We start from the raw sequence: 14940 nt of genomic DNA, 5'->3' as shown, positions 1-14940 counted from the left end.
CGACGTTCGGTGAGCAGATCAAGCACTACTCGCCAGTAGTGACTCTGATGGAGCAACGCAAACCGCAACAATTCCACCGATCGTGACGATGAGGAGTGTGAGACGCGGCGAGAGCCGCTGTATCGGGGGGATGCATACGTGAAGAAGACGGTCACGACCAGGTCCGCGTCGGTCGAGGCGGCCCGGGCGAGGAAGGCCGCGCGGGTCGCCAAGGCCCGGCGCGCCGGGCGGTCGGCGGTCACCTCGCGGACGGCGCAGACCACGCTCGCGGCGGCGATCGGCGCGGGCATCCTGCTCCACGGTGGGCAGGAGGCGCCGGCGGTGGCCCTGCCGGTCGGCGCGGTCGTGCACACCATCGCGGTGACGACGCCGACCGGCTCCGGTTCCGGCGCCGATTCCGATTCCGGCTCCGGCTCCGGTGGCGACACGGCCGACGAGAGCTCCGCGAGCACCTCGGACGACACCTCCGGGTCGGGCGGCGACGGGTCCACGAACGCCACCTCGGAGGAGCCGACGGGCAGCTCCGGGGAGACGACGGAGCAGGCGCCGCCGTCGGACACGACCCCGACGACCGGAGCCACGACCGAACCGACGATCGACACCACGACCGAGCCCGAGCCCTCGACGTCGGCCGCCGCGCCGACGACCGCCACGACCACGCCTGTCGTCCCCACGACCACCCCCGCCCCGGTGGTCGGTCCGCTCCCGGCGACGGCGTCGGCCGTGACACCCACGGCCGCGACGCCGACCACCGCGGCCGCGGCCCCGAACGCCACACCGGCCGCCACGGCCGGACCGAGCGCCGCGCCCGCCGTGCGCTCCGCGGCCCCGTCGCGAGGACGCCACGCCGTCGCCGACAACCTGCTGACGCGGATCGCGCTCGCCCTCGGCGGTGTCGTGCCGACCGCGCCGCACGGCGGTCCCGGCCCCGTCGCGCCGGCCGCGCCCACGAGCGCCCTGCTCCTCGCCCAGTGGGCCTTCTTCCGGCGCGGCGAGAACCCGCTGTTCAACCGCGCGCCGACGGCGACCGTCACCCCGGGCCCGCCGACGACCACCGGCCAGAGCACCGGCGACGTCGACGGCACCGACCCCGACCACGACCCGCTGACCTACTCCCTGCTCACCGAGCCGGCCCACGGCACCGTGGACCTGGACGAGGACACCGGCACGTACATCTACACGCCGAAACCGGGCTACGTCGGCACGGACACCTTCACCATCCGGGTCCGGGACAACGACCCGACCGCGCCCGGTCTCGGCAACCTCACGTTCCTGGTCAACCGGCTGCTCGCGCGGTCCCACCCCGAGCTGGCGAACCGCCTGTTCGGCGCGCACACCGTCGACGTCCCGATCACGGTCACGACCGTGCCCACCACGACGCCGATCGACGGCACCGTCGACAGCACGACCGGGGCGACCACCGGCAACCTCGGCGTCACCCTGGGCGAGGGGCAGGTCTTCACCGTCACGACCCCGCCGTCGCGCGGCACGCTGACGATCAACCCGGATGGCACCTACGTCTACACGCCGACCGCCGCGGCGCGCCTCGCCGCGGCGCGGACCCCCGGTGTCGACACCGACACGTTCACGGTGCGGGTCGATCGGCAGAGCACGCAGACCGTCGCGCGCCTCGCCCTCCGGGCCGCTGACACGGGCGAGACGATCATGCAGACCGTCGAGGTCCCGCCGGCGCAGCCGGCGACGCCCACGGTCGTCACGACGGTGCCCGTCGGGTCGGCGCCCTCCTCGATCGTGATCAGCCCGGACGGGACGTACGCCTACGTCCAGAACCGCTCCGAGATCACCGCGGTGGACCTCGTGTCCGGAGCGACCAGGACGCTGCCGGCGAACGGTCTGCTGCGCCTGAGCCCGGACGGCTCGCGGGCCGTGGTCCTCCAGCCGGGCTACGGCGGCGACCCCGGCACCGTGTCGGTGATCGACACCGCGACCAACACGGTGGTGCGCGACGTCGCGCTCGGAGCCACCATCGGGCAGATCGGCTACAGCCCGGCCGGCGACCTGTACTACGTCGCCGACCAGAGCAACGCGACCATCACCGTGATCGACACCGCCACCGGCCGGGTCGTGAGCACCATCGCGGTCAACGAGGCGGCCGACGTGCGCACCTCGCCGGACGGCACCCGGCTCTACGCCACCAGTGCCACCGGCGGCACCGTCACTGTGATCGACACGGCCTCGGGGACCCAGCTCGCCCAGCTCCCTCTCGGCGGTTCGCCCCAGCTCGCGGACGTCAGCCCGGACGGTGGGCGGGTCGCCGTCGTCGACACCGCCGCGAACACCGTGCGCGTCATCGACACCGCGACCCTGCAGGTCTCCGACCCCATCACCCTCTCCACGTTCCCGGCCGTCCGGTGGAGCCCGGACGGGAGCCGGGCCTACGCGTTCACCGACGACGGGGGCACGGTCACCGTCATCGACGCGGTGACCGGCGCCGCCACGGCCACGATCCCCGTCGGCGCGCACTCGACCGACCTCTATGTCAGCCCGGACGGCACCCGCCTCTACGTCCCCGACTACGCCGACGGCAAGGTCCGGGTGATCGACACGTCCACGTCCGCCGTCGTGGCGACCGTCGACGTCGGCACCGGGACGTCGGGCGTGCAGTTCGCGGGCGACCGCGCGTACGTCGTGACCCGCGGGGCCGCCGCGGTCACGATCCTCGACACGACGACCGACGCCGTGGTCGAGGTGGTCCCCCTCGGCCGCAGCACCAGCTTCGGGACGCTCAACCCGAACGGGAGCCAGATCTGGTTCGTCGACGCCGACGGCGTGCAGACCATCGTCGACACGACCGACGACAGCGTCCGCACCCTCACCGGCTTTGTGCTCGAGCCGACGTTCAGCCTCGACGGCGCCCGGGCGTACCTCACCCGGCCGGACGGCTCGACGTCGGTGTACGACACGGCGACGCTCGACCCACTCCTGGTCACCGACTACCAGGACGTGGGCGGCAACAGCCCGGACGGCCGGTTCGTCTACACGTTCGACCGGGACACCGGGATCGTGTCGTTCCTGGGCACCCTCGACGGCTCCGGCACCGCCTTCTCGGTGCCGGGGGCGACCGCGGTGGCGTTCAGCCCGGACGGCCGCTACGCCCACGTGCTCAGCACCGACGGCACCCTCACCGAGATCGCGCTGGTCGACGTCCCGGCCGGCCCGCCCGCCCAGACCGGGACGGCGACCGCCGGGACGCCCGACGCCACGACCGGGGCCGTCGCCGGCGACCTCGGCTTCGGGACCGGGCCGCTGACCTACCGGGTCACCACCCCGCCGGCGCACGGCACGGTCACGGTTGGCGCCGACGGGCGCTACGTCTACACCCCGAGCGGCGCGGGACGCCGCGACGCGGCGCTCAGCCCGGGCGAGGACGCGGACACCTTCACGATCACGGCCTACAGCAAGCCGGGCACCGGGACACCGGTCGCGGTGACCGTCGTGGTCGCCCCGGCGACCGGTCCGCTGGTGACCTCGACGGTCGCGGTCGGCGGGTCACCCGGTGCCCCGGTGCTGCTCCCCGACGGCCGGGTGATCGTCTCCAGCTTCGACGACGGCACGGTCACCCTGTTCGACCCGGCCTCCGGCGCGTCGACCGTGGTCGCGGTCGGTGGCTATCCGCAGCGCGTCGTGCTCGGCGCGGACGGCAGCCGGGGCTACGTCACCAGCTCCGCCGACGGGACGCTGACGGTGTTCGACACCGGCACCGGCGAGGTGCTGGCCGTCGTGCCCGTCGGGAGCTACCCCGACGTGCCGCAGCTGGGCCCGACCGGGGGCGTCGTCGTCGTGAGCCGCGGGGACCGCACGCTCACCCTCGTCGACCCGGCCACCGCGGCCGCCACCACCGTCACCCTGGACGCGATCCCGATCGACGTGCGGTACGGCCCCGACGGCAGCCGCCTCTACGCCACCGCCGACGGCACGCTCACCGTCCTCGACGCGCGCGACGGCACCGTCCTGGCCACCGTCCCGCTCGGCGGGATCGCCTACGAGCCCCGGTTCAGTCCGGACGGCAGCCGGCTCGCGGTCACCTCGTACAGCGGCAGCGTGACGCTCGTCGACACCGCGGACCACCACGTCGTCGCGGTGATCCCCGTGACGCCGAACTACGCCGGCTCGGCGGAGTTCACCCCCGACGGCTCGCGGGCGCTGATCCCGAGCTACGGCCCTGGCGCCACGGTGACCGTCGTCGACCCGAGCGACGGCACCGTGCTCGCCAGGGTGCCCGTCGGCGACGGCCCGAGCCCGATCCGCCTGGCCGCGGACGGCGTCCACGCCTGGGTCGCGAGCAACTCCTCCGACAGCGTGACGGTCATCGACACCCGAGACGGCTCGGTCGCGGCCACCTTCGCGCTCCCCAGCACGGGCGACGTCGTCTTCACCCCGGACGGGACGCGTGCCGTCGCCCCCGACAGGAACGGCGGGATCGTGACCGTCATCGACACGGCGACCCTGACCGTGCTGGGCACCGCCGACGTCGGCTCCGGCATCGGCGAGCTACGGACGAGCCCGGACGGGGCGTTCCTCTACATCTCCGGCCGCGAGGCGGGCACCGTCACCGTCGTCGCCACGGCCGACGGCTCCCGGGTCGCCACCATCCCCGTCGGCCAGCGGCCCGGAACCCTCTCGGTCAGCCCCGACGGCGGGCGCCTCTACGTCAGCGACGACTGGTCCGGCGCGCTCACCGTCATCGACACGGCGGACTTCCACGTCGTCACCACCCTTCCGGACGCCCAGGCGTGGGAGACCTCCGTGGCGTTCAGCCCGGACGGGGCCTACGGCGTCGTCCGCGGCGGGGGACAGCTGCTCGTGGTCTCGACGGCGGACGACACGGTCACCGTCGTGCCCGTCGAGGGCAACGGCGGGGCCTCCTGGTTCACCCCGGACGGGCAGTACGCCCTGGCGTACGACGTCCGGGCTGGGACGGTGAACGCGGTGTGGCTCCCGGCTGCGGCCGGCGCGGGTGGCGGCGTCACCCAGACCTGACGCACCTAGGCCCGCACCTGCCGGTCGCGCTCCCGCGCGGCGACGTCGGCCGCCGAGCAGAAGCCGCGCCCGGAGCGCTTGAGGCACAGCAGCCCCACGAGCGTCCCGTCGTCGGCGACGACGGCGAGGCGCCGCCGCCCCTGCGCCGCCATGTCCGCCCAGGTGGCGGCGAGGTCGGCGTCGGGCGCGACGGTGCGCCCCGCGAGCCGGCCGGCGAGGGCGGCGGGTGTCGCGTCGGGGACGGATTCCAGGTCCGGGCGTTCGACGACCGCGAGCAGCACGCCGCCGTCGACGACGAGCGCGGCGTGCACGTGGTCGTCGGCCAGCACCGCACGGGCGTCACCGGCGGTGGCGCCCGCGGGCAGGACCTTGGGCCGGCGGAGCACGGCACCGGCGATGGTGCCGTGCTCCGCCGCCCGGTCAGACGAGCGTGACCTCGACACGGGTGTCGGAGAAGGTCGGCGCGTTGCCGAGGTCGGCGAAGACGAACGGGTTCACGGAGTTCACGGTGCTCCCTCCCTTGGCGTTCTTCGGCCACGATCCCATGGGACAGACCACCACGCCCGGTGCGACCTCGTCGGAAACCTTGGCGAGCGCGACGAAGCGGCCCCGGTCGTTCGCGATCTCGACGTAGCGGCCCTCCTCGATCCCGCGGGCCTCCGCGTCCGCCGGGTGGATCGTGAGGGTCTGCTCGCCCTGCACCCGCTTCTGCATCGCCTGGTCACCGGCGCTCGAGTTGATGTACGCGTGCGACTTCGGCGAGAGCAGGTTGAGCGGGTAGACCTCGCCGGTCTCGCGCGGCGCGATGTAGTGCGGGAGCGGGTCGACCGTGCCGCCGACCTGGAACTCCTCGGAGAGCTGGCGGAACAGCGGGACGACGAAGTTGCCCGCGGCCTCGAGCGCCGAGGACCGGAACTCGGTCTTCCCCGACGGCGTCGGGAAGCCGCCGTCGACGTGCGGCGCGTACTCGTCGGCGCTCGGGAGGTTGAGCCGGGCCCAGCCGGTCTCGCGCAGCGACTCCAGCGTGATGCCCTCCATGGCGGGCGCCGTCCAGTCGTAGGCCTGGGCGAGCAGCTCCTCGTCCGAGAGCCGGAAGTAGTCGTCCTCGAAGCCCATCGCGGCCGCCAGCCGGCGGAACAGCTCGGTGTTGGGGATCGACTCGCCCTCGGGCTCGACCGCCGGGGTGTTGATCGTGACGTAGAAGTGGCCCCAGCTGAACATGAGGTCGTGCTGCTCGAGCGCGGTCGTGGCGGGCAGCACGATGTCGGCGTAGCGCGCGGTGTCGGTGAGGAAGTGGTCGCTGACCACGGTGAACAGGTCCTCGCGCGCCAGGCCCCGCGCGATCTTGTCCTGCTCCGGGGACACGACCATGGGGTTCGAGTTGTAGACCATCAGCGCCGTGATCGGCGGGTCGAGGGCCAGCTCGCCGGTCAGCGCCTGCCCGAGCAGGAACTGGTTGACCACCCGGGTGCCCTCGGGCCGGTACTCGGGGTGGACGAACGCCGGCCAGTTGACCGGGTGCGCCCACAGGGGCAGCTGCAGCAGGCCGCCGCCGACGTGGCGCCACGCGCCGACCAGGGCCGGGAGGCACGCGATCGAGCGCACGGTCTGCCCGCCGCCCGCGTGCCGCTCGACGGCGACACCGATGCGGATGACCGCCGGGTCGGTGGTGGCGTACTCGCGGGCGAGCGTGCGGATGTCCTCGACCGGGATCCCGGTCTCCTGCGACGCCCACTCCGGGGTGTACTGCGTGACCCGCTCGGCCAGCTCGTCGAAGCCCTCGGTGTGGTCGCGGACGTACGCCTCGTCGTGCAGGCCCTCACCGATGATCACGTTCATCATCGCCAGCGCGAGCGCGGCGTCGGTGCCCGGCCGGATCGGGATGTGCCAGTCGGCGCGCTGCGCGGTGCGGTGGCGCATCGGGTCGATGCAGACGACCTTGGCCCCGCGCTTCTGCGCCTCGGCGATGAGCGGCCAGAGGTGCAGGTTGGTCGAGATCGTGTTGGTGGCCCAGATGATGATGTAGCGGGAGTGCACGAAGCTCTCCGGGTCGACGCCCGCCGTCGCACCGATCGTGGCGGCGTAGGCGGTGCAGGACCCGGAGTCGCAGTAGGTCCGCTCGGAGACGGTCGCGCCGAGGCGGTTGAAGAAGGCGTCGCCGACGGTCAGGCCGTTGAGGATGCCCTGGTTGCCGAGGTAGCTGACCGGCATGACCGTCTCGGCGCCGTGCTCGGCGATCCTGGCCCGGAACGTCGACGCGATGGTGTCCAGCGCCTCGTCCCAGGTGATCTGCTCGAAGCGGCCGCTGCCCTTCGGCCCCACCCGCTTCATCGGGTGCAGCACGCGGTCGGGGCTGTAGGTCTTGTCCTGGTAGTTGTTGACCTTGACGCAGAGCCCGCCGCGCGTGAACGGGTGCTCGGGGTCGCCGGCGACCTTGGTCGCTCGCCCGTCCTCGACCGTCACGAGCATCGCGCAGGTGTCCGGGCAGTCGTGCGGGCACGCGCCGTGCACGACCGTCTGCGTGGGGGTGATGGGTACCTCGATGGCCGTCACGGGGTCCTCCTCGGTGTGGTGGGTCCGGGGGAGCGGTCGTCCTCGACCGTGATCGGGCCGATGGTGGGCCGCACGGGGCGTCGCGGGCTTGTCGCAGAGCGACAGAAGTCCTAGCGTCGGGCGACCACCACCTGACCGGGAGTTCCTCGGTGCGTCGAGAACCCTGCCCCGTCGGCCCGTTCCCGGACACCGGGCCCGAGTACGCGAACCGCAGCGCGGCGGGCGAGGCCGACGGCGTCGCGCCCTGGTGCGACATGCTCCGCGAGCACTTCGTCGCGCTCGACGTCGACGACGTGGACCGCGACGGTCCCTTCGCGAGCCGCGTCCGCAGCACGCTCGTGGGCCACCTGTCGGCCGCGGTCGTGAGCTCCGCGCCGCAGAGCGCCCGTCGGACGACGGGCCTGGCCCGCAGCGACGGGCACGCCTACCTGCAGGTGGGTCTGGTGTCGCAGGGCCGCGCGGTGCTGGAACAGGACGGCCGCGAGGCGGTGCTCGGGCGCGGCGCGTACGCCGTGTACGAGACCGACCGGCCCTTCACCTGGCACTTCGACGGCCCGTGGAAGCTGCTGGTGCTGACCTGGCCGCGCGAGCTCGTCGCGCTGGGCGCCGACGTCACGCGGGCGGCGACCGCGCGCACGCTGGGCGGCGACCGGCTCAGCGCCATCGTCGGGCAGACCCTCGCCGAGACCGCGCTGCGCCCGCCCGCCCTGAGCGACCCGGCGGGGGGCCGCCTCGCCGGGCAGCTCGCGTCGCTGCTCGGGACCGCGATCGGCGAGTCGTTGCGGCAGGGCGACGTGTTGTCACCGAACAGCGCCGTGGACCTGCGGCGCCGCGTCGACGCCTACATCGCCGAGCACCTGGAGGACCCCGACCTCGGTCCCGAGGACGTCGCCCGCGCGCACTTCATCTCCGTCCGGGCGCTGCACCGCGTCTTCGCCGAGGCGCACACGACGGTCGGCGCACTCATCCGGCGCCGGCGCCTCGAGCACGCGCGGCGCCGGCTGCTCGACCCCCGCGACGCCGACCTGTCCCTCACCGAGATCGCGCACGCCTGCGGCTTCGCCGACCTCGCGTCGTTCAGCCGCCGCTTCAAGCTCGAGTTCCACGAGCCGCCGGCCACCTACCGCCGGCGGGCCGGAATCTAAGTCCCGGCCCCGAGCAGGCCGGCGGCCAGCGCGCGCGCCCGGCGCAAGAGGGCGGTGTCGCCCTCCAGCCCGGCCCGGGCCATCGCGCCCTCGAGCAGCAGGGACAGGTGCTCCGCGAGCCCGGCGTCCCCGACGGCGTCGCGCAGCATCCGCTCGACCTCCGCCTTGTGCCCGGCGACGACCTCGCGGCCGGGGTCGCCCGTCGCGAGCTCGGCGGCGGCGTTGAGGAGGCCGCAGCCACGGAAACCCCCGGCCGCCTCCGCGTGCCCGACGTAGGCGTCGAAGACCGCCAGCGCCCGGGCGGCCGGCCCCGCGTCGTCCGGCAGCGCCGCGACCAGCTCCCGGTGCCGCGCGCGGAACTCCTCCTGGCGGCGCTCCAGGTAGGCCGCCACCAGATCGGCCTTCGACGCGAAGTTGTTGTAGAGGCTCATCTTCGCGACGCCGGCGTCCGCGGTGATGACGTCGATGCCCGTCGCGACGACGCCCTGGGCGTAGAAGCGCGCCGCGGCGGCGTCGAGCAGCTTGCGCCGGGCCGATCCCCGGACTGCGGGACTCATAATAGGTAGACTAGTCTACCTACCATGGATCTCCTCGACCGGCACGTCCTCGTCGACGGCGTGCGGCTGGCCTACCGCGATCGCGGCGCGGGCGACCCGGTGGTGTTCGTGCACGGGACGCCCTCGTCCTCCCACGAGTGGCGCGACGTCGTCCCGCACGTCGAGGTCGCCGGGTACCGCGTCATCACCTACGACCTGCTCGGCTATGGGCAGTCCGAGCGCCCGCTGGACCGCGACACGTCGGTCGGCGCCCAGACCGAGCTGCTGGTGCGCCTGCTCGACGAGCTCGGCATCGGCAGCGCCGCGCTGGTCACCCACGACATCGGCGGGGCGGTCGGCCAGCGGATGGCGGTCCTGCACCCCGAGCGCGTCCGGCGCCTCCTGCTCGCGGACAGCGTCAGCTTCGACTCGTGGCCGTCCGAGACCTGGCAGGAGATCATCGCCGAGGGCTTCGACGACCTCGCGCGGCTGCCCGCCGACGAGTTCACCGACGTCCTCACCCGCCAGCTGGCGATGACCGTCGCCGACGAGGAGCGGATGAGCGGCGACGCCCTCGCCGCGTTCCTGGCCCCGCACCGCACGGCCGTCGGTCGGGCGTCGTTCGCCCTGCATCAGGTCGCCCACTACGACCCGCGGTACACCGAGGAGATCAGCGACCGGCTGGGCGAGATCATCGTGCCGGTGCGGCTGCTGTGGGGGCAGGAGGACCGCTGGCAGCCGACCGGCTGGGCCGAGCGCCTGGCCGCCGCGATCCCGCACGCCGAGCTGGTCGTCGTGCCGGGTGCCGGGCACTTCGTCATGGAGGACGACCCGGCGCGGGTCACCCGCGAGGTGCTCGACTTCCTCGCCGGATCCGGCGGCGATTCCGCCACCTGACGGCATGTCCGGATCACGTCCGGCGCGGCAAGGTGGTGCCGACACGGACCGGACGCGAGGAGCGGCGCGATGGCGGAGATCAAGGTGGAGCACGAGCTGACGCTGTCCCGGGAGGAGCTCGCCGACTGGCTGGCCGACCTCGCCGACGCGATCCGGGGCGGTGGCAGCGCCGAGCTCCCGCTCTCCGGGCCGGTCGTCACCGTCCCGCTCGGCGACGACGTCGACGTCGAGGTCGAGCTGGAGATCGACGGCGACGAGGTGGAGCTCGAGCTGGAGCTGTCGTGGTCGCTCGGGCGGTCGGCGTCGTCCCCGCCGGCGCGGGTCGAGGAGACCGACGAGGCGGACGAGGCCGACGACGACGGCGAGGACCGAGAGGAGGGCGAGGACCGCGACGAGGGCGAGGACCGTGCCCTCGACGCCGACCGTGCTCCGGCGACGTCGGCACCGGCGGCGACGTCGGCGGCCTCGTCGGCGAGGGCCGCGACCGCGACGGCGGGGAAGACCGCGACGGCGGGGAAGACCGCGACGGCGAAGGCCGCGCCGGCGAAGGCCGCGCCGAAGAAGAAGGCGAACGGCGCCGCGAACGGCGGCTGAGCCCGCCGGGGGTCAGCCCGGCTGGGCGATGTTGACCAGCCAGCGGATGCCGAAGCGGTCGGTGCAGTCGCCGTAGAGGTCGCCCCACATCTGCTTCTCGAGCGGGGTGCCCACCTCGCCGCTCGCCGAGAGCTTCTCGTAGAAGCCGCGCAGCGCCGGCTCGTCGTCACCGGAGAGCGAGACGGTGATGTCGTTGCCGCGCTCGCGGGTCGACCCGGGCGGCATGTCCGAGACCATCAGCGTGATGCCGTGGGGGGTCTCGAGCTGGCCGTGCATGACCTTCTCCGCATCCGGGCCCTCCATGCCCATCTGCGCGAACGTCATCACCGACGTCTCGCCGCCGAGCACGTCGGCGTAGAAGGCGATGGCCTGCGCGGCCTCGCCGTCGAAGTGCAGGTAGGGGTTCAGGGTGACGCCCACGGGGTGCTCCGGTGCTCGACGGTGCGGGGGCGAGCACGGTAGCGCCGGGCGGGTCCGACCCGGAACCGCCTCACGGGCGTCCCGCGGCCTCCCGGGCGGCGCGCTCGACGCGGCCGCGGTGGCGGGCCCAGGCGTCCGCGTCGCCGGGAGCCAGGTTGTCGTTCCCGGGCTGGCGGCCGGCCGCGCCGTCGATCAGCTCGCGGACGATGTCGACGTGGCCCGCGTGGCGCTGGGTCTCGGCGACGACGTGGACGAGCATCGCGTGCAGGGTCACGGGGTTGCGCTCGGCCGGCCAGTGCGCGACGTGGCCCTCGGCGTCGAGGGGCAGCTCGGTGATCGTGCCGTCGGCGTGGGCGATGGTGCGGCGGTAGGTCGCGACGAGCTCGTCGCGCGACTCGTCGGCCGTCGCCCACATGTCCGCGGTCTCGTCGTCGCCGAGGTCGTCCCAGCGCGGGCCCTCGGTCATCGGCCGGTCGAACGCGTCGGCGAAGTAGCCGGCCTCGACGAACGCGAGGTGCTTGAGCAGGCCGAGCAGGTTGGTGCCGGTCGGGGTCAGCGGGCGGCGGGCGTCGTACTCGCCGAGCCCGTCGAGCTTCCACAGCACCGCCTCGCGGGCCTGCTGCAGGGAGCCGTGCAGGTGTGCCTTCGCGGCCGCGTCGTCCACGCCCGACACCCTGTCAGGCAGCCCCGTCAGGCAGGCTCGTCAGGACGACGCGAACCAGCCGGCGGCCGCGAGCGGGCCCGCGCCGCCGTCGGTCATCGTCCGCAGGGCGGCCTCGAGCGCGGCGAAGCGGTCCGGTCCGACCTGGTCCGCCCACCGCGCGCGGCACCGCTCGAGCACGTCCGCGGAGATCGCGAGGACCTCCCGGCCCCGCGGGGTCAGGACGACCAGGCGGCGCCGGGCGTCACCAGGGTCGCCGGTGCGCTCGGCGTAGCCGCGCTCGACGAGCCCGTCGAGCGTCTTGCCCGCGGCCTGCTTGGTGACGCCCAGGCGCGCGGCCACCGCCGACCCGGTCACGGGTCCCGCGGCGATCGCCTGCAGGGCGAAGCCGTGGACGGGGCGCACGTCGGGGTGCCCGCGCCGCGCGAGCTCGTCGTGCATCGCGTCGACCAGCTCGCGGAACGCCCCGAGCAGGCGGAACACGAGCTCCCCGCCGGACATCTGGACGTGGTGGTCAATCGGGTTTACCTTTTCGTCAACCACATTGACCATTCTAGGAGGACCCCGGTGAGCACCGTGATCCGGCGGGCCGACGCCCGCCGCACCAGCACCCCGAACGCCGTGATGACCACCTTCGCCTCGCCGACCCAGGGCGCCAGCCGCCAGGCGCTGTGGCGGGTGGAGATGGCCGCCGGGGCGTCCGGCCCCGACCACGCCATGGCCGGCGAGCAGATCTGGACGGTGGTGTCCGGCGCCGCGCGGGTCGAGGTCGCGGGCGTCGCCGAGGAGCTCGGGCCTGGCGACACCCTGGTCGTGCCCGCGGACGTGCCGCGGCGGATCCACGCCGACCCGGAGCGGGGCCTGGAGGCCGTGGTCACCGGGCCGGGCGCCGACACCGCGTCCGGGCCGGACCGCGAGCCGGTCGTGCCGCCCTGGATCGCCTAGCGCTGCTCAGCCCGCGGCGCACTCCCGCGGGTTCTCCTGGCAATGCGGGCTCGCGCCCGGGAACCACGACCGGTGGTCGGCGACCCAGCGGTAGGCGGCCTCCTGCAGGCCGGACGTCGCGCGGTAGACCGCCGAGGGCACGGTCGTGCCGGTGACGGTCGAGAGCACGGCGTTCACCGCGTCCGCGCCGCTGCGCCGCACGCCGTCCGGGCCCAGCCACTGCACGGCCTCGGCGCACTGCTCGGTGCTGGCGCCGACGGACGCCGGCACCCCCGGGGCCTGGTAGGGACGGACGTCGATGCGGCCGCGCCGGTCGAGGCGGCGCACCCAGCCGACGCAGCGCGTGCAGAACCCGCACTCGCCGTCGAAGACGAGGCGGCCACCCGTGGGCTCGGTCATGACCGCCAGCCTGCCAGCGCTCAGCCCCCGCTGCCGCCGCTCGGGTCCCGGCGCCGGCGCCGCCGCTCCACCACGCCGAGCACCGCCGACAGGATCGCGAGGACGAGCAGGATCGCCAGCAGGACGAGGATGAGGGTGCCCACCCGATCAGGGTGCCCGCCCCCGGCGTCGTGTGGGCCACGACCGCGTTGGCAGCCTGCCAAAAAGACGCGCGAGCCGTTACCGTCCCGCCCGTGACGGCAGGGAACGGGACAGGCGGCGGGACGAGCCAGCGGGTCGTGGTCGTGGGCGCGGGCTTCGGCGGCATCGCGGCGGCGATCGAGCTGCGCAGCCACGGGATCACCGACGTCGTGATCCTCGACGGGGCGCCGGAGATCGGCGGCACCTGGTTCTACAACAGCTACCCGGGCGCCGCCTGCGACGTCCCGAGCCACCTCTACTCGTTCTCGTTCGCCCAGCGCAGCGACTGGTCCCGGCTGTGCTCGCCCCAGCCGGAGATCCTGGACTACCTGCAGGGGGTCGCGAAGGAGTACGGCCTCGACGAGGTGTTCGTGCCCTCGGTGCGGGTGTCGGCCGCGCGTCTCGACGAGGCGACGATGACCTGGACCGTCGAGGCCGAGGACGGGCGCCGCTGGGAGGCCGACGCCGTCGTGCTGGCCACCGGCCAGCTCAACACCCCGGCCGTCCCCCCGATCCCGGGTGCCGACGACTTCGCCGGGCCGGCCATGCACTCCGCCCGCTGGGACCACGACGTCGACCTGGACGGGAAGCGCGTCGCCGTCGTCGGCACCGGGGCGAGCGCCGTGCAGTTCGTGCCCGCCATCGCGCCCGAGGTCGGGCACATGACCGTCTTCCAGCGCAGCGGCAACTGGTTCTTCCCGCGGAAGAACCGCTCCTACCCGCGGTGGCTGCAGATCTTCTTCTCGCGGTTCCCGGCGGTCATGCGCGCCCGCCGGTTCTTCCTCAAGGGCTACCTCGAGTTCCTGACGATCATGATCCGGCACCCGCGGACGGTCGGGCGCCTGGGCAAGCTCTACTCGACGCTGTTCATGCGCCGGCAGCTGCGTGACCCGGAGACCCGGCGCCGGGCCTGGCCGGACTACACCTTCGGCTGCAAGCGGATCCTGTTCAGCTCGCACTACCTCCCCGCGCTCGAGCGCGACAACGTCGAGCTCGTCACCGAGCGGGTCACCGAGGTCGTGGCGGACGGCGTCCGGACCGCCGACGGGCGTCACCACCCCGCCGACGTGCTGATCTGGGGGACCGGGTTCCGCACGACCGAGTTCATGTTCCCGATGGACGTCGTCGGGCGGGACGGCCGGACGCTGCAGGAGGAGTGGGGCGCCGGCGCGCACGCGCACCTGGGGATGACCGTGCCCGGCTTCCCGTCGCTGTTCGTGCTCTACGGCCCGAACACCAACACCTCCGGCGGCTCGATCATCGTCTTCCTCGAGGCCCAGGTCGCCTACGTGCGGCAGGCCCTGGAGGAGACCGCGCGGCGGCGCGCCGCCGCCCTCGAGGTGCGCCGCGACGTCGAGCAGGCCTTCGACGCCCGCATCCAGGCCGAGTTCGAGGGCACGGCCTGGACCCGGTGCGACTCCTGGTACCGCGACGAGTCCGGCCGGATCGTCGCCAACTGGCCGCGGTACATGGAGGAGTACGTCCGGGCGGTGTCCCGCCTCGAGCCGACCGACTACGACTTCCTCACCCGCTGACCGGTTGTCCACAGGGGTTGTCCCCAGTGGGGACGAATGACATCAGTGTCATTCCCGGAGGTCAGGAGCTCGGT

General features: G+C 73.9%; 14 protein-coding genes. 6 read left to right on the top strand and 8 right to left on the bottom strand.

All coding sequences use genetic code 11. The features are described 5' to 3' along the window. Positions 1-138 precede the first annotated feature (138 nt). Positions 139-5001, top strand: coding sequence for a beta-propeller fold lactonase family protein (locus ABD994_RS21115; protein WP_345419648.1), 4863 nt, complete (start codon positions 139-141; stop codon positions 4999-5001). 5 nt (positions 5002-5006) lie between these two features. Here the strand turns inward: ABD994_RS21115 and ABD994_RS21110 are convergent, their stop codons facing one another. Then, entirely contained in the window at positions 5007-5387 is a 381-nt protein-coding gene (locus ABD994_RS21110; protein WP_345419645.1) for a CBS domain-containing protein, read from the bottom strand. A 34-nt stretch (positions 5388-5421) separates the two neighbouring features. Beyond that, entirely contained in the window at positions 5422-7554 is a 2133-nt protein-coding gene (locus tag ABD994_RS21105; protein ID WP_345419642.1) for a molybdopterin-containing oxidoreductase family protein, read from the bottom strand. A gap of 149 nt (positions 7555-7703) precedes the next feature. Between ABD994_RS21105 and ABD994_RS21100 the strand changes: the two genes are divergently transcribed. Then, complete coding sequence (locus tag ABD994_RS21100) at positions 7704-8699, top strand: helix-turn-helix domain-containing protein (RefSeq protein WP_345419637.1); 996 nt, start codon at positions 7704-7706, stop codon at positions 8697-8699. Here ABD994_RS21100 and ABD994_RS21095 read toward each other — a convergent pair. After that, entirely contained in the window at positions 8696-9256 is a 561-nt protein-coding gene (locus tag ABD994_RS21095; RefSeq protein WP_345419634.1) for a TetR/AcrR family transcriptional regulator, read from the bottom strand. The genes ABD994_RS21100 and ABD994_RS21095 overlap by 4 nt on opposite strands. 24 nt (positions 9257-9280) lie before the next feature. Here ABD994_RS21095 and ABD994_RS21090 point away from each other — a divergent pair, with 24 nt between their 5' ends. Together ABD994_RS21090 and ABD994_RS21085 are read left to right on the top strand one after the other, a co-directional pair. Next, on the top strand, positions 9281-10132 hold the full coding sequence (locus tag ABD994_RS21090) for an alpha/beta fold hydrolase (RefSeq protein ID WP_345419631.1): 852 nt from the start codon (positions 9281-9283) through the stop codon (positions 10130-10132). A gap of 69 nt (positions 10133-10201) precedes the next feature. Next, positions 10202-10726: an amphi-Trp domain-containing protein gene (locus tag ABD994_RS21085; protein WP_345419627.1), complete on the top strand. Its 525-nt coding sequence runs from the start codon at positions 10202-10204 to the stop codon at positions 10724-10726. A 12-nt stretch (positions 10727-10738) separates the two neighbouring features. On the opposite strand, the gene ABD994_RS21080 is transcribed toward ABD994_RS21085, so the two are convergent. From ABD994_RS21080 to ABD994_RS21070, 3 genes are all read right to left on the bottom strand, one after another. Further along, positions 10739-11146, bottom strand: a complete 408-nt coding sequence (locus tag ABD994_RS21080; RefSeq protein WP_345419623.1) for a VOC family protein — start codon at positions 11144-11146, stop codon at positions 10739-10741. A gap of 70 nt (positions 11147-11216) precedes the next feature. Continuing rightward, complete coding sequence (locus ABD994_RS21075) at positions 11217-11810, bottom strand: DinB family protein (RefSeq protein WP_345419620.1); 594 nt, start codon at positions 11808-11810, stop codon at positions 11217-11219. Between the two features lie 39 nt (positions 11811-11849). Then, complete coding sequence (locus ABD994_RS21070) at positions 11850-12308, bottom strand: MarR family winged helix-turn-helix transcriptional regulator (RefSeq protein WP_345419617.1); 459 nt, start codon at positions 12306-12308, stop codon at positions 11850-11852. A 66-nt stretch (positions 12309-12374) separates the two neighbouring features. On the opposite strand from ABD994_RS21070, the gene ABD994_RS21065 reads away from it, so the two are divergent. After that, complete coding sequence (locus ABD994_RS21065; protein ID WP_345419613.1) at positions 12375-12752, top strand: cupin domain-containing protein; 378 nt, start codon at positions 12375-12377, stop codon at positions 12750-12752. A gap of 6 nt (positions 12753-12758) precedes the next feature. On the opposite strand, the gene ABD994_RS21060 is transcribed toward ABD994_RS21065, so the two are convergent. Together ABD994_RS21060 and ABD994_RS21055 are read right to left on the bottom strand one after the other, a co-directional pair. After that, on the bottom strand, positions 12759-13151 hold the full coding sequence (locus ABD994_RS21060) for a thiol-disulfide oxidoreductase DCC family protein (protein ID WP_345419610.1): 393 nt from the start codon (positions 13149-13151) through the stop codon (positions 12759-12761). Positions 13152-13171: 20 nt separating this feature from the next. Further along, positions 13172-13294 carry a hypothetical protein gene (locus ABD994_RS21055; RefSeq protein ID WP_345419607.1) on the bottom strand — a complete coding sequence of 41 codons (123 nt, stop codon included), beginning with the start codon at positions 13292-13294 and terminating at the stop codon, positions 13172-13174. A gap of 90 nt (positions 13295-13384) precedes the next feature. On the opposite strand from ABD994_RS21055, the gene ABD994_RS21050 reads away from it, so the two are divergent. Then, positions 13385-14866: a flavin-containing monooxygenase gene (locus tag ABD994_RS21050; RefSeq protein WP_345419604.1), complete on the top strand. Its 1482-nt coding sequence runs from the start codon at positions 13385-13387 to the stop codon at positions 14864-14866. Positions 14867-14940: the final 74 nt, after the last annotated feature.

This window comes from Actinomycetospora chlora, from assembly GCF_039542135.1.
Classification (GTDB): domain Bacteria; phylum Actinomycetota; class Actinomycetes; order Mycobacteriales; family Pseudonocardiaceae; genus Actinomycetospora; species Actinomycetospora chlora.
This window is presented reverse-complemented; position numbering and strand designations above follow the sequence as displayed.

Coding starts and splice junctions, on each gene's coding strand:
- ABD994_RS21090 (WP_345419631.1), top strand. CDS start 9,281: ATGGATCTCCTCGACCGGCACGTCCTCGTCGACGGCGTGCGGCTGGCC.
- ABD994_RS21070 (WP_345419617.1), bottom strand. CDS start 12,308: ATGTCCGGCGGGGAGCTCGTGTTCCGCCTGCTCGGGGCGTTCCGCGAG.
- ABD994_RS21060 (WP_345419610.1), bottom strand. CDS start 13,151: ATGACCGAGCCCACGGGTGGCCGCCTCGTCTTCGACGGCGAGTGCGGG.
- ABD994_RS21095 (WP_345419634.1), bottom strand. CDS start 9,256: ATGAGTCCCGCAGTCCGGGGATCGGCCCGGCGCAAGCTGCTCGACGCC.
- ABD994_RS21085 (WP_345419627.1), top strand. CDS start 10,202: ATGGCGGAGATCAAGGTGGAGCACGAGCTGACGCTGTCCCGGGAGGAG.